The sequence below is a fragment of the Halomonas sp. V046 genome, from assembly GCF_052645355.1.
Genome location: NZ_JBQXYF010000010.1, coordinates 14,068 through 37,101 on the forward strand (window position 1 = coordinate 14,068; position 23,034 = coordinate 37,101).

Annotated in this window: 24 protein-coding genes; 17 read left to right on the plus strand and 7 right to left on the minus strand. The window is 66.7% G+C overall.

The genetic code is table 11. The features are described from left to right. Nucleotides 1-24: 24 nt before the first annotated feature. Nucleotides 25-1,029 (plus strand): branched-chain amino acid ABC transporter permease, encoded by a 1,005-nt coding sequence (locus tag ACUN9Y_RS14440; RefSeq protein WP_445461422.1) that lies wholly within the window; start codon nucleotides 25-27, stop codon nucleotides 1,027-1,029. Continuing rightward, nucleotides 1,029-2,348 (plus strand): branched-chain amino acid ABC transporter permease, encoded by a 1,320-nt coding sequence (locus tag ACUN9Y_RS14445; RefSeq protein ID WP_445461423.1) that lies wholly within the window; start codon nucleotides 1,029-1,031, stop codon nucleotides 2,346-2,348. Before ACUN9Y_RS14440 ends, ACUN9Y_RS14445 begins: the two co-directional genes overlap by 1 nt. 314 nt (nucleotides 2,349-2,662) lie before the next feature. Here ACUN9Y_RS14445 and ACUN9Y_RS14450 read toward each other — a convergent pair whose 3' ends face one another. Next, nucleotides 2,663-3,868, minus strand: a complete 1,206-nt coding sequence (locus ACUN9Y_RS14450; RefSeq protein ID WP_445461588.1) for an ABC transporter substrate-binding protein — start codon at nucleotides 3,866-3,868, stop codon at nucleotides 2,663-2,665. A 256-nt stretch (nucleotides 3,869-4,124) separates the two neighbouring features. Between ACUN9Y_RS14450 and ACUN9Y_RS14455 the strand changes: the two genes are divergently transcribed. Together ACUN9Y_RS14455 and ACUN9Y_RS14460 are read left to right on the plus strand one after the other, a co-directional pair. After that, entirely contained in the window at nucleotides 4,125-4,937 is an 813-nt protein-coding gene (locus ACUN9Y_RS14455) for a dienelactone hydrolase family protein (protein ID WP_445461424.1), read from the plus strand. A gap of 224 nt (nucleotides 4,938-5,161) precedes the next feature. After that, nucleotides 5,162-6,433, plus strand: a complete 1,272-nt coding sequence (locus tag ACUN9Y_RS14460) for a dicarboxylate/amino acid:cation symporter (RefSeq protein WP_445461425.1) — start codon at nucleotides 5,162-5,164, stop codon at nucleotides 6,431-6,433. 73 nt (nucleotides 6,434-6,506) lie between these two features. Here the strand turns inward: ACUN9Y_RS14460 and ACUN9Y_RS14465 are convergent, their stop codons facing one another. Continuing rightward, nucleotides 6,507-6,752, minus strand: a complete 246-nt coding sequence (locus tag ACUN9Y_RS14465; RefSeq protein WP_445461426.1) for a hypothetical protein — start codon at nucleotides 6,750-6,752, stop codon at nucleotides 6,507-6,509. A gap of 302 nt (nucleotides 6,753-7,054) precedes the next feature. Between ACUN9Y_RS14465 and ACUN9Y_RS14470 the strand changes: the two genes are divergently transcribed. Continuing rightward, on the plus strand, nucleotides 7,055-8,152 hold the full coding sequence (locus ACUN9Y_RS14470) for a C45 family autoproteolytic acyltransferase/hydolase (protein ID WP_445461427.1): 1,098 nt from the start codon (nucleotides 7,055-7,057) through the stop codon (nucleotides 8,150-8,152). Here ACUN9Y_RS14470 and ACUN9Y_RS14475 read toward each other — a convergent pair. Further along, a complete protein-coding gene (locus ACUN9Y_RS14475) occupies nucleotides 8,123-8,395 on the minus strand; it encodes a hypothetical protein (protein ID WP_445461428.1) in 273 nt (90 codons plus the stop codon). The genes ACUN9Y_RS14470 and ACUN9Y_RS14475 overlap by 30 nt on opposite strands. Nucleotides 8,396-8,678: 283 nt before the next feature. On the opposite strand from ACUN9Y_RS14475, the gene hemP reads away from it, so the two are divergent. The 6 genes from hemP to ACUN9Y_RS14505 all read left to right on the plus strand — a co-directional run bounded on the left by hemP (nucleotide 8,679) and on the right by ACUN9Y_RS14505 (nucleotide 14,985). After that, on the plus strand, nucleotides 8,679-8,900 hold the full coding sequence (hemP, locus tag ACUN9Y_RS14480) for a hemin uptake protein HemP (protein WP_445461429.1): 222 nt from the start codon (nucleotides 8,679-8,681) through the stop codon (nucleotides 8,898-8,900). Nucleotides 8,901-9,089: 189 nt separating this feature from the next. Beyond that, nucleotides 9,090-11,129 carry a TonB-dependent receptor domain-containing protein gene (locus ACUN9Y_RS14485; RefSeq protein ID WP_445461430.1) on the plus strand — a complete coding sequence of 680 codons (2,040 nt, stop codon included), beginning with the start codon at nucleotides 9,090-9,092 and terminating at the stop codon, nucleotides 11,127-11,129. 10 nt (nucleotides 11,130-11,139) lie between these two features. Further along, complete coding sequence (locus ACUN9Y_RS14490; RefSeq protein ID WP_445461431.1) at nucleotides 11,140-12,183, plus strand: ChuX/HutX family heme-like substrate-binding protein; 1,044 nt, start codon at nucleotides 11,140-11,142, stop codon at nucleotides 12,181-12,183. A 10-nt stretch (nucleotides 12,184-12,193) separates the two neighbouring features. Continuing rightward, nucleotides 12,194-13,105, plus strand: a complete 912-nt coding sequence (locus tag ACUN9Y_RS14495; protein WP_445461432.1) for a heme/hemin ABC transporter substrate-binding protein — start codon at nucleotides 12,194-12,196, stop codon at nucleotides 13,103-13,105. Beyond that, nucleotides 13,102-14,148 (plus strand): FecCD family ABC transporter permease, encoded by a 1,047-nt coding sequence (locus ACUN9Y_RS14500; RefSeq protein WP_445461433.1) that lies wholly within the window; start codon nucleotides 13,102-13,104, stop codon nucleotides 14,146-14,148. Before ACUN9Y_RS14495 ends, ACUN9Y_RS14500 begins: the two co-directional genes overlap by 4 nt. Nucleotides 14,149-14,241: 93 nt before the next feature. Continuing rightward, complete coding sequence (locus tag ACUN9Y_RS14505; RefSeq protein ID WP_445461434.1) at nucleotides 14,242-14,985, plus strand: ATP-binding cassette domain-containing protein; 744 nt, start codon at nucleotides 14,242-14,244, stop codon at nucleotides 14,983-14,985. Nucleotides 14,986-15,289: 304 nt separating this feature from the next. On the opposite strand, the gene ACUN9Y_RS14510 is transcribed toward ACUN9Y_RS14505, so the two are convergent. The 3 genes from ACUN9Y_RS14510 to ACUN9Y_RS14520 form a co-directional block, all read right to left on the minus strand. Beyond that, nucleotides 15,290-15,943, minus strand: a complete 654-nt coding sequence (locus ACUN9Y_RS14510; RefSeq protein ID WP_445461435.1) for a DUF4202 domain-containing protein — start codon at nucleotides 15,941-15,943, stop codon at nucleotides 15,290-15,292. 113 nt (nucleotides 15,944-16,056) lie between these two features. Further along, entirely contained in the window at nucleotides 16,057-16,320 is a 264-nt protein-coding gene (locus ACUN9Y_RS14515; protein ID WP_445461436.1) for a hypothetical protein, read from the minus strand. Nucleotides 16,321-16,722: 402 nt separating this feature from the next. Then, complete coding sequence (locus tag ACUN9Y_RS14520) at nucleotides 16,723-17,274, minus strand: outer membrane beta-barrel protein (protein WP_445461437.1); 552 nt, start codon at nucleotides 17,272-17,274, stop codon at nucleotides 16,723-16,725. 304 nt (nucleotides 17,275-17,578) lie between these two features. Between ACUN9Y_RS14520 and ACUN9Y_RS14525 the strand changes: the two genes are divergently transcribed. From ACUN9Y_RS14525 to ACUN9Y_RS14540, 4 genes are read left to right on the plus strand one after another with little or no spacing between them, the layout of a single operon-like run. Then, complete coding sequence (locus ACUN9Y_RS14525) at nucleotides 17,579-17,725, plus strand: hypothetical protein (RefSeq protein WP_445461438.1); 147 nt, start codon at nucleotides 17,579-17,581, stop codon at nucleotides 17,723-17,725. After that, a complete protein-coding gene (locus ACUN9Y_RS14530) occupies nucleotides 17,725-18,444 on the plus strand; it encodes a metal ABC transporter ATP-binding protein (protein WP_445461439.1) in 720 nt (239 codons plus the stop codon). Before ACUN9Y_RS14525 ends, ACUN9Y_RS14530 begins: the two co-directional genes overlap by 1 nt. Beyond that, nucleotides 18,445-19,353: a metal ABC transporter permease gene (locus ACUN9Y_RS14535; RefSeq protein WP_445461440.1), complete on the plus strand. Its 909-nt coding sequence runs from the start codon at nucleotides 18,445-18,447 to the stop codon at nucleotides 19,351-19,353. It begins immediately after the preceding gene. A 23-nt stretch (nucleotides 19,354-19,376) separates the two neighbouring features. After that, nucleotides 19,377-20,606, plus strand: coding sequence for a metal ABC transporter solute-binding protein, Zn/Mn family (locus ACUN9Y_RS14540; RefSeq protein WP_445461441.1), 1,230 nt, complete (start codon nucleotides 19,377-19,379; stop codon nucleotides 20,604-20,606). Nucleotides 20,607-20,757: 151 nt separating this feature from the next. Here ACUN9Y_RS14540 and ACUN9Y_RS14545 read toward each other — a convergent pair whose 3' ends face one another. Continuing rightward, on the minus strand, nucleotides 20,758-21,741 hold the full coding sequence (locus tag ACUN9Y_RS14545; protein ID WP_445461442.1) for an ABC transporter substrate-binding protein: 984 nt from the start codon (nucleotides 21,739-21,741) through the stop codon (nucleotides 20,758-20,760). 270 nt (nucleotides 21,742-22,011) lie between these two features. Between ACUN9Y_RS14545 and ACUN9Y_RS14550 the strand changes: the two genes are divergently transcribed. Beyond that, entirely contained in the window at nucleotides 22,012-22,356 is a 345-nt protein-coding gene (locus tag ACUN9Y_RS14550) for a hypothetical protein (RefSeq protein ID WP_445461443.1), read from the plus strand. A 92-nt stretch (nucleotides 22,357-22,448) separates the two neighbouring features. Next, nucleotides 22,449-22,940, plus strand: a complete 492-nt coding sequence (locus ACUN9Y_RS14555; RefSeq protein ID WP_445461444.1) for a C40 family peptidase — start codon at nucleotides 22,449-22,451, stop codon at nucleotides 22,938-22,940. Nucleotides 22,941-23,034: the final 94 nt, after the last annotated feature.

Genomic DNA, 23,034 nt, shown 5'->3' on the forward strand with positions numbered 1-23,034 from the left:
CTCGATTTCCGCGGAGATATTGCCTTGAACGAGTTCGTATTCTTCATCAACAACGTGCTGATCGCCGGCAGCGTGACCGGTTCGATCTACGCGATCGGGGCGGTCGGCGTGACCCTGGTGTTCAGCATCATGCGCTTCGCCCACTTCGCCCACGCCGACATGATGACCTTCGGCGCCTTCATGGTGCTGCTGCTGGTGACCCTGTTCCCCGGCGCCGGTGATGCCATCGGCGTGCCGACGGCGATTGTCATGCTGCCGCTGGCCATGGCCCTGACGGCGCTGCTCGCGGTAGGCATCGACAAGGCCTTCTACAAGCCGCTCAGGGCCCACGGCGTCAAGCCCATCGTCATGGTCATCGGATCGCTGGGCGTGACCCTGATGCTGCAGGGACTGATTCGCCTGTTCGCCGGCACCGGTGGTCAGAGCCTGTATGTCGACGATCGCAAGGAGATCTTCCGCCTGGCCCTGCCCATCGAAGGCGTCCGGGTGCCGGTGGTGATCACCGAGCCCCAACTGTACCTGTTCGTGCTGACGCTGGTGGCCGTCGTCGGGCTGCACCTGTTCCTGTCGCGCTCACGGCTCGGCAAGGCCATGCGCGCCATGTCCGACAACCCTGACCTGGCCAAGGCCTCGGGCATCAATACCAACACCATCGTCGCGGTGACTTGGGTGATCGCCGGAGGCCTTGCCGCCATCGCCGGTACCCTGCTGTCCATGGACGTGACCTTCAAACCCGACCTGAGCTTCTTCCTTCTGCTGCCGATCTTCGCCGCCGCCATCGTCGGCGGCGTCGGCCACCCCTATGGCGCCGTCGCCGGCGGCTTCGTGGTCGGCTTCGCCGAAACCCTGGCGGTGTTCAACTGGAGCGTGCTGCTGCGGCCGATACGCGACAGCCTGCCCGACTGGCTCGACCTGCCGAGCAACCTGGCGCTAGTCGGTACCGAATACAAGATCGTGGTGCCGTTCTTCATCCTGGTCGCCATCCTGGTATGGCGCCCCACCGGCATCTTCAAGGGCAAGGTGATCTGATGAACACGAATTCCAACAACCCGCACCGCCGCGACGACACGAGCGCTGTCGTCAGCACCTTCCCGGCCCGGGAGCTGACGCTTCTGGTGTTGCTGGCCGTGGCCGTGGCCGGGGTCTACCTGGCGATGGGCGCCGCCTACTCGACCCGCATGCTGGTCGAAGCCGCCTGCTACGCCATCCTGGCCCTCGGCCTGACCATCCAGTGGGGCTATGCGGGGCAGTTCAATGCCGGCGTCATGGGCTTCGTCGCCCTCGGCGGCTTCGCCGCCATGTCCTTCAGCGTGCCGGTCAATGAGGCCTTCTGGGCCAGCTCCCTGCCGGGCGAACTGGGGCTGGTGCTGATCTACATCCTCGGCGCCGGCCTGATCGTGTTCGCCGCGTCTCGGCTCGACCGCGTCGGCCTGCCCAGGACGCTGCGCACCATCGTCACCGTGCTAGCCGCCCTGGTGCTCTACATGGTGGTGATCAGCCAGTTTCGCGAGGTGACCGAGCGGATCGAGGATCAGGTCGAGTTCGTCGGCGGCCTGGGCCTGCCGACCTGGACCGGCTGGATCGTCGGCGGTCTGCTGGCCGGCGTCATCGGCTACTTCATCGGTCACGTCTGCCTGGGGCTGCGCAGTGACTACCTGGCCATCGCCACCCTCGGCATCGCCGAAATCATCAAGGCGTTTCTCAAGAACTCCGACTGGCTGACCCGGGGCACCGCCACGGTCTCGCCGCTACCCTGGCCGGTGCCGGGTCCCGCCGAGGTCGGCTTCACCCTGTCTCGTGCCCTGTACCTGTCGATCACGGCGGTCATCATCGCGGTGATCTTCCTGCTCCTGCACCGCGCCTACAACGCCCCCTGGGGGCGGATGATCCGCGCCATTCGCGATAACGAAGAGTCGTCGGCGGCGATGGGCAAGGACATCAATCGCCGCCGCCTGGAAATCTTCGTACTCGGCTGCATCCTGATGGGCATCGGTGGCGCCGTGCTCGGCAGCTTCAACGGTATCTTCGACCCCCAGGGCTACCTGCCGCTGAACCACACCTTTCTGGTGCTGGTGATGGTCATCCTCGGCGGCCCCGGCAATAACCTCGGCACCATCTTCGGCGCCGTGGCGGTGTACATCATCTGGATCATGTCCGAGCCATTGGCACTCTATGTGATGGAACTCGCCGCCCACTTCGGCCAGGCCAACTTCGACTGGGAGATACCGACCAACCTCGAGAGCCGAGCGCTGCAAGCCCGGGTCTTCGTCATCGGCCTGCTGATCACCGTCGTGCTGCGCTTCGCCCCCAAGGGCCTGCTGCCGGAGAAGGTCAAGCACCACGACTAAGCGTTAGCGCCCAATCCACGTGACATCAACCCACTGACACTCATCCACTGACATCAATCGACGTGACACCAGGGCCTCAGACATCGGTCTGGGGCCTTGTCGTTGGCAGGATGTCATCGCACGGTCGCCGCTGCCGGCCCAGGCTGGCTAGCGCCGCTACGATCAACACCCCGCCCCACAATGAACAAGGCCCCCGGCGTGAGCCGGGGGCCTTGGTGGAGCGCCACATGGTGCGAGCATTGGCGCTTTGGCTGGACGGCTATGCCGCCCGTGACTGGGTCGCGTGAGGCGCCAGGGCCTTACTCGACAAAACCTTATTCAACAAAGCCCAGGCCGGTGAAGGTGCCATCCTTCACCACCATCTCCTGGACCACGCCGGGTACGTCGCCGTTGTCGTCGAAGTCCTGGGTACCGGAGGCGCCTTCGTAGTTGATCTCCTTGCCGTCGGCGATCAGGCCCAGGGCCTTCTCCCACTCGCCGGGCAGGATGACCTCACCGGGGGGCGAAGAGACGCTGCGCAGGGCCTCCGAGACCCCCTCGCGCTCATCGCTGCCGTTCTGTTCGATGGCCAGCCCCAGCAGGAAGGCGGCGTCATAGGCCTGGGCGGCGAACACCGCACTCGGGTCCACGTCGGCGTTGTCGGCCAGCTCCTTGAAGATCTCGGTGCCGGGCAGATCCGGACTACCGGGACGAGTCGCGATCATGCCATCGAGCACATCGGCGCCGATGGCCTCGATCAGGCTGTCACCGACCATGCCGTCGGCCCCCACGTACTGGGTGAACATGCCGCTCTCATACGCCTGACGTAGCACCGTCTGGCCCGAGGTGTCGGCGTAGGCCAGCACCACCAGCGCCTGTGCACCGGTCGCCGACAGGGTGCCGAGTTCACTGCGATAGTCGGCGCGATTGTCCTCGTGGGCGAGGTTCTCCGTCACGCTACCACCACCATTCTCGAAGGCAGTAGCGAAGGCATCGGACAGGCCGCGACCATAGTCATTATTGACGTAGGTGACGGCGACCTCGTCGATGTCCTTGGATAGCAGCAGCTTGGCCAGCATCTCGCCCTGGAAGGCATCGGACGGCACCGTACGGAACACCAGGTCGTTGTCGTCGAGATCGGTGACCGCTGGCGCCGTGGAGGCCGGCGAGACCATGGTCACCCCGCCCGGAATGGCCGCGTTATTGGCCGACGCGATGGTGGCCCCAGTACACAGGGCGCCGACGATGGCGGTGACCTTTTCGGTATTGACCATGCGGTCGGCCGAGTTGGAGGCGGCGGACGCATCGGAACAGGTCGTGTCACCGGTCGGCATCACCACATTCTGACCATCGAGGATGCCGCCCTGGTTGTTGATATGGGTGACGGCCAACTGAGCGCCATCGAAGATCGGCGGAGTCAGACTCTCGATGCCACCCGTGAAGCCCCCGAGAAAACCGATCTTGACGTCGGCCTGGGCCATGGAGCCGATGGCCAGGGTGGTCGCGGCCACCGCCGTCGCCAGTACGCGCTTTTTCATGATTGTTCGTCTCGCTGTAGTTGTACTGAAAAAAGGTGCGGAGTGTCCTCACCCCTTCAATCTGGAAGGGGGGCGAACAAAACTCAAGTACACACTGCCAACGCTAGCCGCGTCGCCACGCGGGCTGCCTATACTGCAGGAGAACGATGATGCCAGGCCGTGGCCAACCCGCGCGGAGCCGTAGGTGGCGGCATCTCTGGTTATCGCGCCACGGCTGGGCCGCCCCCTGCGTCCCTGGACCCACACAAGGAGCCTTCCGATGCCCCCTCGTCTCCCGTTTAACGCCCTGTCGAGTCTCGCCTGCACCGCCGCCCTGACCCTGGCCAGCGGCAACCTGGCGCTTGCCGGTGACAGCGTCGACTACCAGGTCAATGGCGAAAGCTTCCAGGGGTACCTGGCCAAGGCCGAGGGCGAGCCCCGCGGCAGCGTGCTGATCATTCACGACTGGGATGGGCTGACCGACTACGAACGCCAACGCGCCGAGATGCTGGCCAAGGCCGGCTTCGATGCCTTCGCCGTCGATCTCTACGGGACCGGCAATCGCCCCGCGGAAACCGAGGCCAAGAAGGCGGCCACCGCCGCGCTCTACGAGGACCGCGAGCGCATGCGCCAACTGACCCTGGCGGGCCTGGACCAGGCCAGGGAACAGGGCGCCAGCCAGCAGACCGTGGTCATGGGGTACTGTTTCGGAGGCGCGGTGGTACTGGAGTTGGCCCGTTCCGGCGCCGCCCAGGACGTGCAAGGCTATGCCAGCTTCCACGGCGGTCTAGCAACGCCAGGCGGCCAAGGCTACGGCGCCGATACGCCACCGATCCTGATCGCCCACGGCGGCGCCGACACCTCGGTGCCGATGAGCGAGGTCGCGGCGCTCTCGGAAGAGCTCGAAGGCGCCGCGGTGCCCTATGAAATCCAGGTCTATTCCGGCGCCCCCCACGCCTTCACCGTGTTCGGCAGCGATCGCTACCGCGAGCGCGCCGACCAGGCCTCGTGGTCGGCCTTCCACGAATTGCTCGAGCGGACCCTCGAGGGGGCTTCCCCCAGCAACGCCACAGGCACCGGCAGCGAGGGATGAAACGGCGCGATCTTTACTCTATTGACGTCGCAACCAATAGAACACATGGAGTATTTCTGAAAGTGTCCTGGCGGATCCTTCTGTAGAATCACGCTTCGCCATGCTGATCGCCTGAATTCCCACGGCACGTTTCACGCCATCGCGGCCTGCCACTCGGCACGCCGCGACAACGGGCGACAGTGCCATCCGCTTTTCCCGGGCCCAGCGCCCTTCAGGAGCTCCCCATGCCAGGAGACACCCCAGACGACTCACAGGCGTCGCGTACGAGCCTGTGGCGACGCATTCCGCTGTGGCAGAAAATTCTCGCTGGCCTCGCCCTCGGCGTGCTCGCCGGCGTCGTGATGGGCGAGGACGCCAGCCTGTTCAAACCCCTCGGCGACATCTTCATCAGCGCGATCAAGATGCTGATCGTCCCGCTGGTGTTCTCGACGCTGGTGGTCGGCATCACCGGCATGCGCGACCCGAAGAAGATGGGCCGCATCGGTGCGCGCACCATCGCGCTGTATCTCCTCACCACCGCCTTCGCCATCACCATCGGCCTCGCCGCTTCGTGGCTGTTCGAGCCCGGCGTCGGCCTAACGATGAGCTTCGAGACCGGCGCGGGCGACACCCAGCAAGCCCCGAGCCTGATCGACATCCTGGTCGGCCTGGTGCCGCAAAACCCGATCGAGGCGCTGGCCAGCGGGAATATCCTGCAGATTATCGTGTTTGCCATCGGCCTGGGCATCTCGCTGACCTTGATCGGCGACAAGGGCGAGCCCGTGGTGCGGGTCTTCGAGGGCTTCGCCGAGGCCATGGTCAAGCTGACCGCCATCGTCATGGCGTTTGCCCCGATCGGCGTCTTCGGCCTGATCGCCCACGTCGCCGGCAGCTACGGCGCCGAGGTCCTGCTGCCGCTCGCCAAGGTCATCGGGGTGGCGTATCTCGCCAGCATCGTTCACGTGCTGGTGGTCTACTCGGGGCTGCTGGCGCTGCTCGGGCGTCTCAACCCCATGCGCTACCTGCAGGGCATTCTCGACGCCCTCGTGGTGGCCTACTCCTCGGCGTCCTCCTCCGGCACTCTGCCGGTGTCACTGCGTTGCGCGACCAAGAACCTCGGCGTGTCCGACGGTGTGGCAGGCTTCGTACTGCCGGTAGGCGCCACCATCAACATGGACGGCACCGCCATCTATCAAGGGGTCGTGGCGGTGTTCATCGCCCAGCTGATCGGCGTCGACCTGTCCATGGCCGACTACGGCATGATCGTGCTGACCGGCACCCTGGCATCGATCGGCACCGCGGGCGTGCCCGGCGCAGGCCTGGTCATGCTGTCTATCGTCATGGCCCAGATCGGCCTGCCGCTGGAGGCCCTGGCGGTCATCGCCGGCGTCGACCGTATCCTCGACATGGCCCGTACCAGCGTCAACGTGGCGGGTGACCTGATGGTCACCACCCTGGTCGGCAAGAGCGAAGGCGAACTCGACGAAACCGTCTACAACGCTCGGCACAAGGGGTGATGCCACCCTAGTCACCAATGCAGCGCGCCGTCCCATGGACGGCGCGAGGTCGGGTACAGCGAGTGGCCTGGATTCAGCGAGCTACCGAGTCGGCCTCATGGTCAGCGGACTGCGCGGCCTTCTGGTCGACACCGGCCTGGTGTGACGCCTGCTGGGCCGCTTCACCGCAGTGGGTGGAGCGGTGGTTGGAGCAAGGAGAAGTCGCAGGCACCATTGGCTCCGTTGCGTACTTGGCGATGCGACCATCGACGATGCCCGCCTGGGCACTCAGTGGCAGGATGGCAAGTGCCAGGATGGAGAGCGCAATCTTTGCTTTCATGGACGTATCCTCGTGACTAGGGCCCTGCATGGACCACCCCTCGAGCATACCCGCAAGCACGCTAGCAAAATGCCAGGGTTCGTCAGTGTCCTGCGCCTCTTTGTGGGCTTTTCATGCCCACTTGTACGAAAGCTGCCGTGGGACAAGGAATCGCGTCGACTCGCCGCGACGAGTCGACGCAGCCCGCTCGAACAAACATTTTACCGGCACCTGCCGGTGACCTGGATAGCCCCCAGCGCCATCTGACCTGCTAGAGTAAATTCAGGACACGCCGCCGCAGGACATCCCCCAGCGAGGCCCACATGCAACTCACCGAACTCTCCGGCAGCCGCTTCGATATCGGCCTGACCCATGGCCGCCTGCACAAGGCGGCGATCATCGCCAGCATCGACGTCTACGACCGCATGTTTCACGCCATGGTCGGGCTACGCTGGCATGAGGCGCGGCGCGATGCCGAGCGCTTTCTGCCGATGATCGAGCAGCGCTTCCCCGACATCATCGAGGAAATGGACGGCATGGCCCAGGGCATCGACGGCGACCTGTCCGATATCCTGACGCTGAACTGTCGCAGCGAGATCTCGCTGACCCGCGCCAGCGGCGGCTGCTCGGCGTTTTCTCTCGCCCACCAGGGCCACCAGTGGCTGGCCCAGAACTGGGACTGGCGCGCCGACCAGGGCGAACACCTCGTGGCGCTGCGTATCCACGCCCCGGGCGCCCCTAGCCTGATCAGCGTTGGCGAGGCCGGCATGGTGGCCAAGGTGGGCCTGAACGATCGCGGCGTCGGCGTCGCGCTCAACGCCATTCGCTCGGCGACCTGCGGCGAGGGCCTGCCGATCCACGTCGCCCTGCGCAAGATCCTCGAGAGCCACAGCGCCGAAGAGGCCGAAGCCGTGGCCATGCACGGCGTCTGCGCGCCGGCGCATTTTCTTATCGCCGACGGCAGCGGCCAGGCCTGCGGCTACGAGGTCCACGCCGGCCAGCCCGGCCGACTGCCGCCACGCCATGGCGTGGTCAGCCACACCAATCACCTCGTCAGCGACAGCGCGACGCATTGGCTCGAGGACTTTCCCAAGCCCGATTCCTGGGCGCGCCTGTCGCGCCTGGACACGCTGCTCGAGAGCCTCCAAGCCGAGCTCAATCTTCCCCAGCATGACGGGCAACGAGAAGCGCCGAACCAAGAGGCGCCACCCGGCCCCGAGCGCCTGTTTGCCCTGCTCGGTGACCACGAGCCGGGGCAGGAGTCCCTGTGTCGTCACTTCGCCTCAGAGGTACCAGAGGACGAGCGCATGGAGACCCTGTTCAGCGTCGTCATGGACCTCAGCGCCGGCGTGCTGTGGCTGCGCCACGGCAAACCCTGCCATCCCCAGGGCTCAATGCGCCTGGCGTTCGACGGCACCTGACCCGGCCCGCGGGTTCGCCAACTCTCCCTTCAAGTACTGCTCGGTGGTCAGCAGAAACAGGCGCCGAAACAGATCATGGATCGCCTCTTCCCGGCGCATGGCAAGCAGTTCCGGATCGGTCTCCTCGGTATTCGTGGCGACCTTCGGATACTCCCAGGCCATCCGCATCGAGCCGGAGCTCACGTCGAAGATCTCGAGGCTCGGGTTGGCACCGTGGAGCGCAGTCTTGATGCGATAGGACATGACGACCTCCTGAAGAACGAATCATAGAATAAAACAATGAGAATCATTGTCGTTTGTAATGTGGTCGCGTTTAGCGCTTCTGTCAAGTCACGCAGCGACGCCACTCACGTCTGCCGCTTTCCCTTTGCGGGTGCTTCCCCAGCGGCACCACCATCAGTGCTGCCCACACGCCACACCTTGCAAGCCCTCGACTTTTCAACAACAATGCATCCTGTTATCTTTTGATAATAATTATCATTAACCCCTGGCCATCGGGCCGCTTTCGCTTACGGATGCCTTCACCATGTCAGCCCCCTCGAACTTGCCCACCGCTTCCACCGCCTCCACCGGCGTCAGCGCTGGCGATGCGCCCCATCGCCGGGTCATCGATCCCCAGGGGTCTCGGGATCGACGGGTGTCGAGTGACGCCCTGCTGGGGGAGCAAGGCCGCCTGATCATCGAACACCGCGGGCAGCGCTATCACCTGCGCAGGACGCGCAACGACAAGTTGATTCTGACCACCTGACGCGACCAACGCCCACGCCGCCGGCCTCGCCAGCGGCGCGCAATTGGCAAGCGTGAACACGGCAACGCATGCCGCGCACCACCAAGGTGCATCACCTGACCATCGACGTCGGCGACCGATTCGCCCCGTCTTCTCGCCAGCCAGGGCATTGCCCAAGCCAGCCAAGTCCCCACAGTGGAAGCCTCACCGATGAAAGCTGTAATTTCCGGTGGCGGTTGGCTGGCCCTGGCGCTGTGCGCCTCGGCGACCCAGGCCGCCCCCCCCGACACCGCCGCCCATGGCCTCGATGGCGCCACCGGCCCCTATGCCACCGCCACCGACGGCGTGCGGCTCGAGCCCCCCTTGCTGGTCACCGGCACACGCCTGCCCGGCGATGTCCATCGCGCGCCGATGATCATCGACGTCATCGAGCGCGACGACCCGGCACTCGCCACCGCCACGCGCTGGGAAGACGTCATCGCCCAGCAGCCCGGCGTCCACGTCGGCGGCAGCGGACGCCGCAACGGGCAATTCCTGACCCTGCGCGGCTTCGACGAGAACGGCGTGCTGATCGTCATGGATGGCGTGCGCCAGGACATCGACACCGGCCATCTTGGCAACTTCTTCTCCGACCCCGGCCTGATCAAGCAGGTCCAGATCGCCCGGGGGGCCCTGTCGAGCCTGTACGGCGGCAACGCCATGGGGGGCGTGGTCAGCCTGACCACGGTGGATGCCGATGACCTGCTGGCCCGCGGCGAGGACGGTGGCGTGCGCCTGTCGGTTTCCGGGGCGACCGCCGCCGACGAGATCGGCTCCCATATCACCCTATTCGGCCGCCAGGGGCAGGGCGTTGGCGCCCTCGATGGCCTGGTATCGCTGGGCTACAGCGACTCCGGAGACATCCGCCGCGCCGGTGGAGAAGACGCCGAAGAGGACGCCGACCTGACCAGCCTGCTGGCCAAGGGCGGCTGGCAGATCGCCGAGAACCAGCGCCTGAGCGCCAGCTGGCAGCACTACGACGAAGACAGCCGCCAGCCCGCCAATCCCCAGGTGATCGAGGCCAGCGCCAGCAACCCCGAGGTGGATCGAGAAGTGGTCAGCGACAACGCCCAGCTCGCCCACCTGTGGTCGCCCAGCGCCACGACGCGCCTCGAGACGCGAGCGAGCCTAAGCCGTCAGGACATCGACGACGAGGCATCGCGCACCCTGACTCGCTACGGCCTGCAGAGCGATGGCGTCCACCACCTCGACCACGGCTGGCTCAACCAGACGCTGGTCTTCGGCGCCGAGATCGAGCGCGCAAGCCAAGACCCTTCCGGCGGCGCCTCCGGCTTCCCCGATGCCGACATCGACACTGGATCAGTGTATGTCGACGACACCCTGACGGTCGGCCGCTACGTCGACGATGGCGGCATCGGCGAGTTCGATCTTGGCCTCGGCGCGCGCTACGACACCTATCGCGCCGACGACGATGCGGGTCGCGACAGCGACGAGGACCAGATCTCGCCCAAGGTGCGTCTGTCATGGCGCCCGAGTGACGCCTGGGTGATCTACAGCGGCTACGCCGAGGCCTTCCGCGCCCCGACCCTGACCGAGCTATACGCCAACGACCGCCATTTCGCCGGCTTCTGCGCCGGGCCATTCTTCTGCGTCCCCGACAACTTCTGGATCCCCAATCCCGACCTCGACCCGGAGACCAGCAAGACTTGGGAGAGCGGCTTCGGCTGGCAACAAGGCGACTGGTCGCTCCGCGCCAGCTACTTCGATACCAAGGCAGACGACTTCATCGACTCCTCGGTGGACATCATCGCCGGCACCACTCAGGCGGTGAACGTCGCGCGCGCCCACCTGTGGGGCTATGACGCCCGCCTCGGCTGGCAGCCGGGGGCGCTGCCGCCGCTGGACACCTTCGTCGCGCTGTCTCGGGTCTCGGGGCGCGATCGCGACAGCGGCGCCGACCTCGAGCGCCAGACCCCGCTGGAGGCGACCCTCGGCGCCGACTGGCACTTCGCCGATGCGGCACTGACCCTTGCCTGGCGCGGACGCTTCGCCCGCGACTTCGACGACACCGGCGATGGCACTCGTCTGCCCGGCTACGGGCTGAACGACCTGCAGCTGAGCTGGCAGGCGAGCGCACCGCTGAGCGCCTCGCTGCGCCTGGCTAACCTCGCCGATCAAGAGTGGTATCGCCCCGACGGCAGCCTCGGCGACGGTCGCAGCCTGCTCGCCAACCTAAGCTACCAATGGTAGGAGACACGCCATGAGCGATGACACACGCACCGCCATCCTCGACGCCTTTCGCGCCCTGCGTAAGAACGATCCCCACACCCCGGCCATCGTGCTGGCAGAGCGCCTGGACATCAGCGAGGGCGCGCTCCAGGCGGCACGCATCGGCGAAGACGTGATGACCATCGACCTCGCCCCCCGCGAGCTCGCCGCACGCTTTAAAAGCCTCGGACCGGTCAAGGCGCTGACCCGCTCCCGCCACGCGGTGCTCGAGCAGCGCGGCGAGTATCCCCCGCTTTCCGGCGGTGCCCACGCCGGCCTGCTGCTGGCACCCGGGGGGCTCGACCTGCGCCTGCTGTTCGGCCAGTGGTACTGGGCCTGCCTGATTCGCGATGCGCTACCCAGCGGTGAGCGCCTGAGCCTGCAGATCTTCGATCGTCACGGCCGCGCCCTGCACAAGGTCTTCTGCGAGCAGCCGACGTCCCCCGAGGCGTGGGAGCAGCTGTGGCAAGCGGCCAGCACGGACGAGCCCTGTTTCGTCGGCCAGGCGAGCCCGGCAGGCGCGCCGACTCCAACAACGCCGCCCCCGGGCCTCGGCGACGACTGGGCGGCGATGACCGACGTGCACCAGTTCTTCGGCCTGCTGCGCCGCTACCAGCTGAGCCGTCGCGACGCCAATATGCTGATGCAAGGGCGCTTCACCCGCCCCCTGCCAAGTGGCAGCGTCGAGCAACTGTTGCGTGGCGCCGCCACCCAAGGCCAGCCGCTGATGCTGTTCGTGGCAAGCCCAGGCTGCGTGCAGATCCGAACCGGCTGCGTGCCCCAGCCTGAGCGCAGACGCGGCTGGCTGAACCTGTTTGCCGACGACGCCACCCTGCACCTGGAGGATGCCGCCATCGATCGCGTATGGGCGGTACTCAAGCCCAACGCCGACGGCGGCGTGACCAGCCTAGAGGCCTTCGATACGAGCGGTGACCTGGTGCTGCAGATCTACGGCGAACGCCGCGAAGGGGCCCCGGAAGCACCGGCCTGGCGAGCCCTGCTGGCGTCTCTCGAGCTCACCGGCACAGCGGCGTGAGGCGCTGATCATGCAACCGCGACACTCTCTCACGGCGGGCCTGGCGCGCCGACTCACCTCCCGGGCGCGCGCCGCCTCCCTGGCCATCGTGCTGATCGCCTGCTCGTCGGCCGTCAGCCAGGCACAAGAGCCTGCGGCCAGAATGCTGGCGCTCGGCGGCGACGTGGCCGAGATCCTCGCCCGCCTCGGGCTGGCGGATCGGCTGATCGCCCGCGACGACACCGTCACCTATCCGCCCGAACTCGCCGAGCTGCCCTCGGTGGGGTATCTACGCCGGCTCTCCGGCGAAAGCGTACTGGGCCTGGCCCCGGACTGGGTGATCGCCAGCGACGCCGCCGGGCCCAGGGAGGTGCTGGCTCAGATCGCCGCCAGCGGCGTGACCCTGGTCGAGGTGCAGACGCCGCCGCGCCTAGAGGCGATTAACGACAAGGTACGCCTGATCGCCCGCGCCGTCGGTCGCGACGCCGCGGGCGAGGCACTGGCCACCGAGATCGATGACCGCCTGGCACGCCTCGACCGGCTAGCGCCGCTCACCGGCCTGAAGGTGATGTTCATGCTCCACCACGGCGGCATGACGCCGATGATCGGCGGGCGCGCCACCATCGCCCAGCAGCTCATCGACGCCCTCGGCGCCGACAACGCCTTCGCCGAGATGCAGGGCTACAAGCCCGTCTCCGCCGAAGGCCTGGTGCCCGCCGCGCCCGAGGTCGTCATCGTGCCCGAGGATGGGCTCGCAGCGCTCGGGGGTGAGCCAGGGCTGTGGCGCCTGCCGGGACTCGCCCAGACGCCCGCCGCAGAGACCCGCTGGGTGGTCCCGGTGGATAGCGTGGCGCTGATGAACCTGGGGCCGCGCACCCCCCAGGCGCTGATCGACCTGCACCGGCGATTGGCCGCCGGCCCCGCCCAGGCCGCCGCACCATGAAGGCCCAGGCCCCGCCCAGACACCCGCGTCACACGGCCTTGCGGGTTCGCCGTCCGAGTCCACTGCTAGGGCTCGGCGTCGCCCTGGCCCTGGCGCTTGGCTGGTCGGCCACCAGCGGCCCCCTGGGGCTGTCATGGGCCATGCTCAGCGGCGACGCCAGCGACCGGGCCTTGAGTATCTGGTGGCAATTGCGCGTGCCGCGGCTGGCGCTGGGGCTCGCCGTCGGCATGCTGCTGGCCGGCAGCGGCGCCGCCATGCAGGGCCTGTTTCGCAACCCCCTGGCCGACCCGACGCTGCTCGGCATGGCCAGCGGCGCAGGGCTCGCGGTGGCCGCCTGGATCGTGATGCTGGATGGCGCCGGGGGCGCGCTGGGGCTCTATGGTCAATTCGTGGCGGGCTTTGTCGGCGCCTTCAGCGTCGGCCTGGTGGTCTTCGCCATCGGGGCTCGCGGCGCCACCGGGGCTGCCGGCGGCGCGCTCTTCACCCTGCTGCTGGCGGGGCTCGCCATCAATACCCTGGCCGCCGCCGGCGGCGGCGTGCTGGCCTTCATCGCCGATGACCAGGAGCTTCGCCAGCTCAGCCTGTGGGGCATGGGTAGCCTGGCCAACGCGCTGTGGCCGGCGGTGATCGGCCTATGGATCGCCGCCCCCGTCGCCCTGTGGGGGCTATACCGCAGTCGTCACGAGCTGGACCTGCTACAGCTCGGTGACGTCACCGCCCACGGCGCCGGGCTCGATGCCCCGAGGCTGCGCCGCCGGGTGGTCCTGGCAACGGCCCTGGGCGTCGGCGTCAGCGTGGCGCTGGCCGGCATCATCGGCTTTCTCGGCCTATTGATTCCCCACTGCCTGCGGCTGTGGCTCGGCCCGAGCCATCGCCGCCTGCTGCCGGCCTCGATGCTCGGTGGCGCCGTGCTGCTGATCGTCGCCGACGGCCTGGCCCGCACCCTGGCCAACCCCGCCGAGATCCCCGTCGGGCTCCTTACCAGCCTGATCGGCGGGCCCTATTTTCTGTGGCTGCTGCTACGCGAGAGGCCGCCATGCTGACACTGAACCATAACGCCACGACTGCCAGGCGAGAGACCGCTCATGCTCTGGCCGTGGGTCATTGTGCAACGCCCGCTACGCGAGAGGCCTCTCATGCTGACGCTGGATAACGCCGGCTACCGAAGCCCACCCCGAATCGACGCCTTCAGCGACAGCGTGCACAGCGGCGAGCTGCTGGCCATCGTCGGTCCCAACGGCGCCGGCAAGAGCACTTTGTTGAATCTGTTGTCGGGCTTTCGTGCCCCGCAGCTCGGCCAGGTGACCCTCGACCAGCGCCCCTTGAGCGACTGGTCGAAGGAGGCCCTGGCCAGACGCCGTGCGGTGGTCACCCAGCAAGATCGGCCGGTGTTCGCCTGGCGGGTCGAGGAGCTCGCCGCCCTGGGGGCGAGCGGCGATGACGACGAGGTCACTTACTGGCTGCGTGAGCTGGACCTGGCCCACCTGGCCGGCCGCAGCGTCCTGACCCTGTCGGGGGGCGAGCTGCAGCGGGTGATGATCGCCCGAGCCCTGTGCCAGCTAGGCGGCCCCGAGAACAGCCACCGCCTGCTACTGCTCGACGAACCCACCAGCGCCCTCGATATCGGCCAGCAGCAGAGCCTGATGCGCCTGCTCAGGCGCCTGGTTCGCCACCAGTCCCTCGCCGTCGTCTGCGTCCTTCACGACCTCAACCTGGCCGCCAGCTTCGCCGACAGGGTCTGGCTGCTGGACAACGGAAAACGCCTGGCCGAAGGCCCACCCGCCGAGGTGCTAAAGGCCGAACGGCTAAGCCAGATCTACCGCGTCGAGCTCGACGACATCGTCCACGCCCAAGGCCACTGGCTGGCGCTGAGGCGTTAGGATTGGAACTCAACGCTCGACGGCGTATCCCTTCGAGGGGCGGGGCGGCGTTATGGCCGAACGGCTCGGGTAACGAGGTTGATCCCGCGGGCACGGGGAACGGACGCGTTCATTCATGCCAGGTGTCGACGCTGCCGGCAGTGGCTACATCCCCAGTGACACGGCGAACGAACATTCCCTGACAGCGTAACGGGCCTTCGCCAAGCGTTGCGCTGCCAATGATATGGCCCCTCCGCCTGGGCTGCGGTGACGGCCCGCGCTGGTGCCCCGCTCCTCGGGTTATCTCGTGGCTTCCTGCACCAAGCTAAGCGCCCGCCAGGGCCTCTTCCACCAGGCCACGGGCTTCGTCGCTCATGGGCAGGGCCAGGGCAAGCTGGTGAGCCTGGGGCGACATCTTGGCCCAGGTCTTCTGGACGATGCGGATCAGGTGGTCGTGCTCGACCTGACGCGAGAAGTCGCCGAAGTAGTTCTCCAGGAAGACCAGGCAGGCGCAGTCTTCCACCGCCTGGGTCCCGGCGTCTCGTCCCAGGCCTTGCTTGCGGATCATGCGTGCGGCGGCATCGGCGGCGTCATCGGCGAACCCCGCCTCGCGCATGGCGCCGGCGACCAGTGCACCGGCTCGCTTGCCCTGGTCACGCCGCCAGGTCAGATACCCCACCCGGCCTTCGGGGTAGTCCTTCCGTGACACCTCCCAGCGCTTCAGGTGCTGGCCGCGCACGGCAAGGCGAACCGGCTCGCTCGGCGTTTGATCGAGGCGCTCGAGCCAGGCGCTCATGCGCCCGGCGTGCCATAGCTCCATCGGCATGCGGTGGCCGTCCACCGTTACCGAACGCGGATCCTCGGCATGCCAGGCGTCGAGGGCGACCAGGGTCCTGTCATAGGGGCTTTCCGCCAGGGCCTCACGGGCCTTGGCGGGGGACGATGGGACATCCCGGGCGGGGTCTTTCGGGCGGGTCATCGGGTCTCCTTGAGCGTCGTGGTAGGTGAAACGGGGTTGTCGACACCCATGGTACCCGTTGTCGCGCTCCTGGAAGACATTACCTGCGATCGATTGGGCCTCGAGAGGCTGTTTCAGTAGCCAACACCATGACGGTCGGGACGACGGCACAGATAGAGACAGACCAGGCTCGGGGGCACGATGAAGATGGCAAACAGCCAGCACACCGCCAGAAGGGCGGCCTTGATCAGTGAATGTGTCCACTGTTGCCCCAGCAGGATAGACCAGGGAGCGATCAGCTCACTGATGCCCTGCAACGCCGACTGGATCATCGGTAGCATCAAGGTATTGAGGGCTGCAAGCACCAGAGCCAGCAGGCCCAGCGCGCCAGGATGCATGCCCACGACCGTGGCAGCCAGGGCGAAGCAGGCAAGTCCCCCGCACCACAGGCGTCGACGGTTCCGTCGACGCCTGTGGTGCGGGGAATGAAGGGACTGGCCGAACGATGGAGACATATCCACCTCGCAGAGGATAAGGATGCGTTCCTTTATCCTGCGCCAGTTCCCCCGCAGCCATCCCGACTAAGTATGCCTCGGCGGCCGGCGTAAACCGATTTTTGATCTAGATCAGCAAAACATGCCCTTTGGGGGGATGATTGACGCTATCGCTCGCACCGATTGCGGTGAAAGCCGATGGCGCGGCGACGTCAAGTCGACGCCTTCCGGCGATAAAACGCCAAAGGGGCCGTCGCGAAAGCGACGGCCCCTTTGGCTGCCATCGAACGAACAGACCATGCCCGTCTAAAAGGTATAGACCACGCTGCCGGTCAGGCTATCGACATTACCGATTCTGTCGGCATCGATGCGCTCCACTTCCAGGCGCCCGGTGACATCGAACAGTTGCATCCGAGCACCGATCCCATAGACCGGGTCGGTACCGCTATAGTCCTTGTCCAGACCGCTGCCGCGACGCTCGGCATCCCAATCCGCCACCCCGGCCTTGCCGTAGATCCCCAGCGGGCCGAAGCTGAATCCGGCGATGCCCATGGCCTGCAAGCTTTCGATCTCCAGCGATGCCGACTTGCCGTCCACATCGCCATCCAGCTCGCCGCCGTTGAGGTAAGACAGCTCGGCACCAACATCCAGAAAGGGCAGCCAACCGAAGTTGTAGCCGGCGAAGATCTTGGCCATTCCGGTCTCGTCGTCGAAGTCGTGATCGCCCTGCAGCTGACCGGCGCCGGCGCCGAGATACAACCCGGTGCTACCGCCTGCGATGCAGTGAGAAGACAGCGCCAGCAGCGTGGCACTCAGCCCAAGCGCCAGCAACGTCGCACGACCCAACTTCGATGACATGACACGTTCTCCGTATGACTTTTTTCGTCCTATGCAGAAAAGGAACTCGCCCTTCGTTCTTCAGTCTATCGCGGGATCGAACATTTTGCAGTGTCGATCTTGCTGTCGATCCTTACAGTGCGCCTCACCTACCTCTTTTGCGTCACCGCCGATGGCGCTGCCACTGCCCCCGCTTGACGCTGCACGGGCGGTTCTCCGGTGTTCGTGGCATGCCCGGACGCCCCGACCCCCGGGCGATCGGAGCTGGCCGAACACGGAATTGTTATGTTATAACCTTCAGCGCATCAGCTCGGAGTCCGGTTCCATGTCACACCGTCACCAACATCGCCCCGAAGGGCCTTGCCACTTTTCCTTGATGTCGCTCTCCGTGTGGCGTCGCCTGGCCTGGGTCGCCGGTCCACTGGCCGCGCTATGGCTGGCGGTGTCCTGGTCCGCCGGGTGGTGGGCCTGATGTCGCGCCTGGAGCTCAAGGACCTGCAGCTCGCCCGGGGCGGGCACACCGTACTGGAACACCTGGAGGGCAGCTTTCAGGATGGCGCCATCACCGCCCTGATCGGTGCCAATGGCGCCGGCAAGAGCACCCTCATCCAGGCCATCATGGGTACCCTGACACCGGTGACAGGCCGAGTGGCCTGTCAGGTGCCGCCGGCACGGCGCGCCTGGCTGCCCCAGCAGCTGGCGCTGGACCTGACCTTTCCGATGAGCGTCGAAGAGTTGATCATGACCGGCACCTGGCCGAGCCATGGGGCACTCAAGGGCTACTGCGCGGCTCACTACCGCCGCGGCCGGGAAATCATGGCACGCCTTGGCATCTCGCACCTGGCCCATCGGCCGCTGGGCGAGCTGTCGGGCGGCCAGCGCCAGCGCGCCCTGTTCGGCCGGACCCTGATGCAGGAAGCGGAAATGCTGCTGCTCGATGAACCCTTCGCCAACGTCGACGCCGACACCATCGAGGTGTTGATGGACGTCCTGCGCGAAATGGCGAACCAGGGGGCGACTATCCTGGTGGTGCTCCACGACATGGACCAGCTGGGACGCCTCGCCGACGATGTGCTGATTCTGGCGCAAGGCCACGGCCGCTGGGCGACTCCCGAGGCGCTGCTCGAGCGCCACACCGGCCATTTGTCGCGCCCCCCGCGTCTCCCTCTGACCTTTCCCGGATCCGTCTGAATGATCGATTCCCTCACCGCCATCCTGCACGCCTGGTTGATCGCGCCCTTCGACTACGCCTTCATGACGCGCGCCCTGGTGGCCGGCATGGCGCTATCGTTGGCCGCCCCGCCGCTCGGGGTTTTCTTGATGCTGCGCGGCATGAGCCTGATCGGCGACGCCATGTCCCACGCCATTCTTCCCGGGGTCGCCCTCGGTTTCCTGATGGCCGGATTCTCGCTACCGGCCATGAGCCTCGGCGGCATGCTCTCCGGGCTCACCGTCGCCATTCTCGCCGGTAGCGTGTCGCAACTGACCGGCCACCGGGAAGACTCGGCCATGGCGAGCTTCTTTCTGATCTCACTGGCGGCGGGGGTGATGCTGGTGTCACTCGGCGGCAGCAGCGTCGACCTCACCCATGTGCTGTTCGGTTCGATCCTGGCGGTGGACTCCACCGCCCTGCTGCTGATTGCCGCCATCAGCAGCCTGATCGTGGTGACCCTGGCGGTGATCTTCCGTGCCCTGGTGGTGGAGTGTCTCGACCCGCTGTTTCTGCGTGGGCAAGGCGTGCGCGGCGGACTGATCCACGGCGTCTTTCTCGGCCTGGTAGTGCTCAACCTGACCGCCGGCTTTCAGACCCTCGGCACCCTGATGGCGGTGGGGCTGATGATGCTGCCCGCGACGACCGCACGCTTCTGGAGCAAGCGCCTGGAAGGCCTGATCGTGCTGGCGGTGGTGATCGCACTGGTGGCAAGCACCGGCGGCCTGCTGCTGTCGTATCACCTGGGCCTGCCATCCGGGCCCTCGATCATCCTGTTGGCCGGCCTGGCATACCTGCTCTCCGCCCTGTTCGGACGCCACCACAGCCTGACCGCACGCCTGCGTCGCCGCGCCGCTCCGCTGGCGGCCAGCCGCAACGAATGCCCCTGACCCTCATCCACTCGGAGTTCACCATGCCCCTGCCCAACTTGCCCTGCCCGGCGCCCTCTCGCCGCGGCCCCCGCTTTCGCGCCTGGTATCTGGCGTTGGCCCTGATGCCTGCACTGGGCAGCGCAACCGCGGCCCTGGCCAGCGACAAGATTCAGGTGGTCACCAGCTTCAGCGTGCTCGCGGACATCGTCGAAAACGTCGGTGGCGATCGGATCGAGGTCACCTCCCTGGTCGGGCCGGACAGCGATCCTCACGTCTACTCGCCGCGTCCCGGCGATGTTCGCGCCCTGGCCGAAGCCGACCTGGTGGTCTTCAACGGCCTGCAGTTCGAGGGCTGGATGACCCGGTTGCTCGACGCCAGCGGATATCAGGGCGCCACCCTCGAGGCAAGCCTCGGCACCGAGCCGCTACCCTACCGTGGCAGGTCGCTCGACCACGCCCATGCCGACCACGACAACGGGGAAGCTCAGGCGGCACATGATGACCATGACCATGACCACGACCATGACCATGGCCACGAACCGTCGCCCGAGGTCGCCGACGGTCACGAAGGCCACGATCACGGCGCGCTCGACCCCCACGCCTGGCTCGATCTCGCCGCGGGTCAGCAGTATGCCGCCAATGTTCGCGACGCCTTGATCGAAGCCGATCCGGACCACGCGGCGGAGTATCGCGCCCAGGCCGATGGCTACATCGCCGAACTGGCGGCCGCCGACGCAGAGATCCATGCCTTGTTCGAGGACCTGCCCCAAGGCGCTCAGGTGATCGTCGGCCACGACGCCTTCGGCCACTTTGCCCGGGCCTACGGGGTGCACTTCCTGTCGCCGGTGGGGGTATCCACCGAAGCCGAACCGTCTGCTGCCGACCTCGCCACGCTGATCGATACCATCAAGACACGCCAGATTCCGGCACTCTACCTGGAGAACATGTCGAGCCCGGCGCTGATGGAACAACTCGCCGAGGAAACCGGTGTGCCCATCGCCGGCACCCTCTATACCGGCGCCCTGGCCGAAAGCGGTACCGCGTCCCACTATCTGGGAATGGTGCTGCACAATGCCGAAGTGCTTCACGCCGGCCTGTCGCGGGGGGCGGTGGAACACGCGACACCGAATGGTGACGCCCCGGCGCCGGCGGATTCCGACCCGGCACACGACCACGACCACGACCACGATCACGATCACGACCACGACCACGACCACGACCACGACCACGACCATGATCATGAACACGAGCATGGCCACGACCACTCGTAGCTGAGCCGCGGCGGGCCGAGCCCCCTCTCCGCCGCCACGGCTCCCCCATCAGATATCATTGAGGCCGCCCCAGTGGGGCGGCCTCAATGTACGTGGACTCGAGACGGCTCAAAGCTCTGGAGTGCAGGCCGAGCGCCCGAGGAGTCCGGTTTCAGGTCGCGGGAATCTCGAGCGTATCGCGGACCACCGGCCAGGCCTCATCGCCGTCTCGTGTGGTGACGCCCTCGAGATAGCCTTCGACCTTGGCCGGATGCTCCCGCATCCAGTCCAGGGCGACGTCTTCCGGCGCTTGTTCTTCGTAGCTGAAGCCACGAATCATGTCGCTCTGCTCGTCGGCGGAGAACACCAGCTGATCGAGCAGCAGGGTGGCATTGGGATGGCTGTCGGCGAACTCGGAACGCACCAGGGTGCGCACATCGCTGCGGCCACCCTCTGGGCCCCACAGATCTTCGGGGTCATCGAGATAGCGCACGTCGAACTCGATGTTCATCCAGTGCGGCGTCCAGCCGGCGAAGACGATCCACTCCTCGCGGTTGAGGGCGGCATCGACCGCACTGAGCATGCCCGGCGTGGACGTCTCCGACAGGGTCCAGTCGCCGAGCCCGTAGGTGTCGTTGTCCACCGCGGCATTGAGCGAGTCGCTCATCCCCGTGCCCACCTCGATGGAGTAGATCGTGCGCTCGAGCTTGTCGGCGAACTCTGCGTCGTCCAGGTCTGCAGCCGAGGTCAGCCCCGCCTCATAGACGTAGGTCGGAACGGCGAAGCCGAGGCGCGCACCATCGACGTTGTTGCCGAGGTCGACAAGCTTGGCTTGGCCCTCTTCGAAGCTGGCGTCGTACATCGCCTGCTGCGCCGGCAGCCAGCCCGCGAGGAAGACATCCAGCTCACCCTGACGCAGCGCCTGATAGGTAATGGTGGCCCCGAGCTCGTCGCTGGTCGGCTCGTAGCCCAATGCCTCGAGCAGGGTGGACGCCAGGGCCGTCTTGACGGTCACACCCGGCCAGGCGGGTACCGAAAAACGGACCTGGGCATCTTCCTGGTCCTGGGCGAACGCCGGCGCGGCAAGGCCGAGGCCAACGCCAGCGGCAACGGCAACGGCAAGGGTGAGGGAGCGAATAGGGGCGGTAGGGGACATCTTGGGTCCTTCTCATGGCTTGGGAGATCTCTACCATACCCGCCCCAGTCCTGGGCTCAAGGGGCATCCGTCAACGCCCCCCTCTGCACGCCCGACCCTGGCGACGCCTCGCTGCCACCGGCTTCGCCTCGCTGCCACCGGCTGCGCCTCACTGCCACCGGCTGCGCCTCACTGCCACCGGCTGCGCCGAGGTTGCCAGGTGAGCCCGCGTGAACCAGTCTAAGAGAGGCACTCTATGTGCCGTGCCCGCCACTCGCGCAGGAGGCCCCCATGGCCCAGGTCGACTACACCCTGGATAGTCAGATCACCATCAAGACACTCGCCAGCGCCCTGTCACATGGGTTTTCGCCCATCGTCGAGGTCGAGTCCATGGACGGCATCTATACCGTGCGTTTCCATCACGCCAACGGCATCTCGGCGCTGTGTGACACCGCCGGCAAGACGCGCACCTTTCTTGGCACCGGCGAGATCCGCGAACTGCTCGGCGGCGTCGGCCTGACCCACGGCGTACTGACCTGGAGCGATCAATGTGGCGACGAAATGATCGGGGTGGCGGGCAAGGCCATGACCCCGGAGGAGATGCTCGCCCATGGCACGCGGCTGTCCTTCCGCTGACCGTCCCCAGCGACAGCCCCTGGCCGCGCCATGGCCCTCGACCGACGGGGGCGCTATCTTGGATCTTCACCGCCGTCGCAAGGACCGCCTGAATGAGACCCGCCACCCCCTCCCGCCCCGCATCGCGCCTGATGATCTGGCTTGCCCTGGCCCTGCTGCTGACCGGCTGCGCCGGCCCCGAGCTCAAGACCGAGAGTTCGGCGCAGGGACTCTCGATGGAGCGTGCGCTGATCCTCGCCGAGGCCCGCGACGCACTCGGCACGCCCTACCGGTTCGGCGGCACATCGCCGCGTGGCCTCGACTGCTCGGGCCTGACACAGATGGCCTACTCCAGGGCCGGCATCGCCCTGCCACGCTCGTCCCAGGCCCAGTACGACGGCTTGCCGCGGATCGATCGCGCTCGCCCCGGCGATCTGCTGTTCTTCGCCACCGGCAAGGGCCCGGGGGTGAGTCATGTGGGCATCTACCTGGGTAACGACAGCATGATCCACGCCCCCGGCAGTGGGCGCAGCGTGACCACATCCTCGTTGGCCATCGACTACTGGCAGGACCGTTTCGTCGGCGCCGCAGCTCCCGCGCCTTAAGGCATCGCCGAGGACGACACGGCGCTGACGGCAGGTGGCCGCGCCTCGCCCGCCCTTGATGACCGGCGTCCACACCCGCGTCAAGGTGACGACC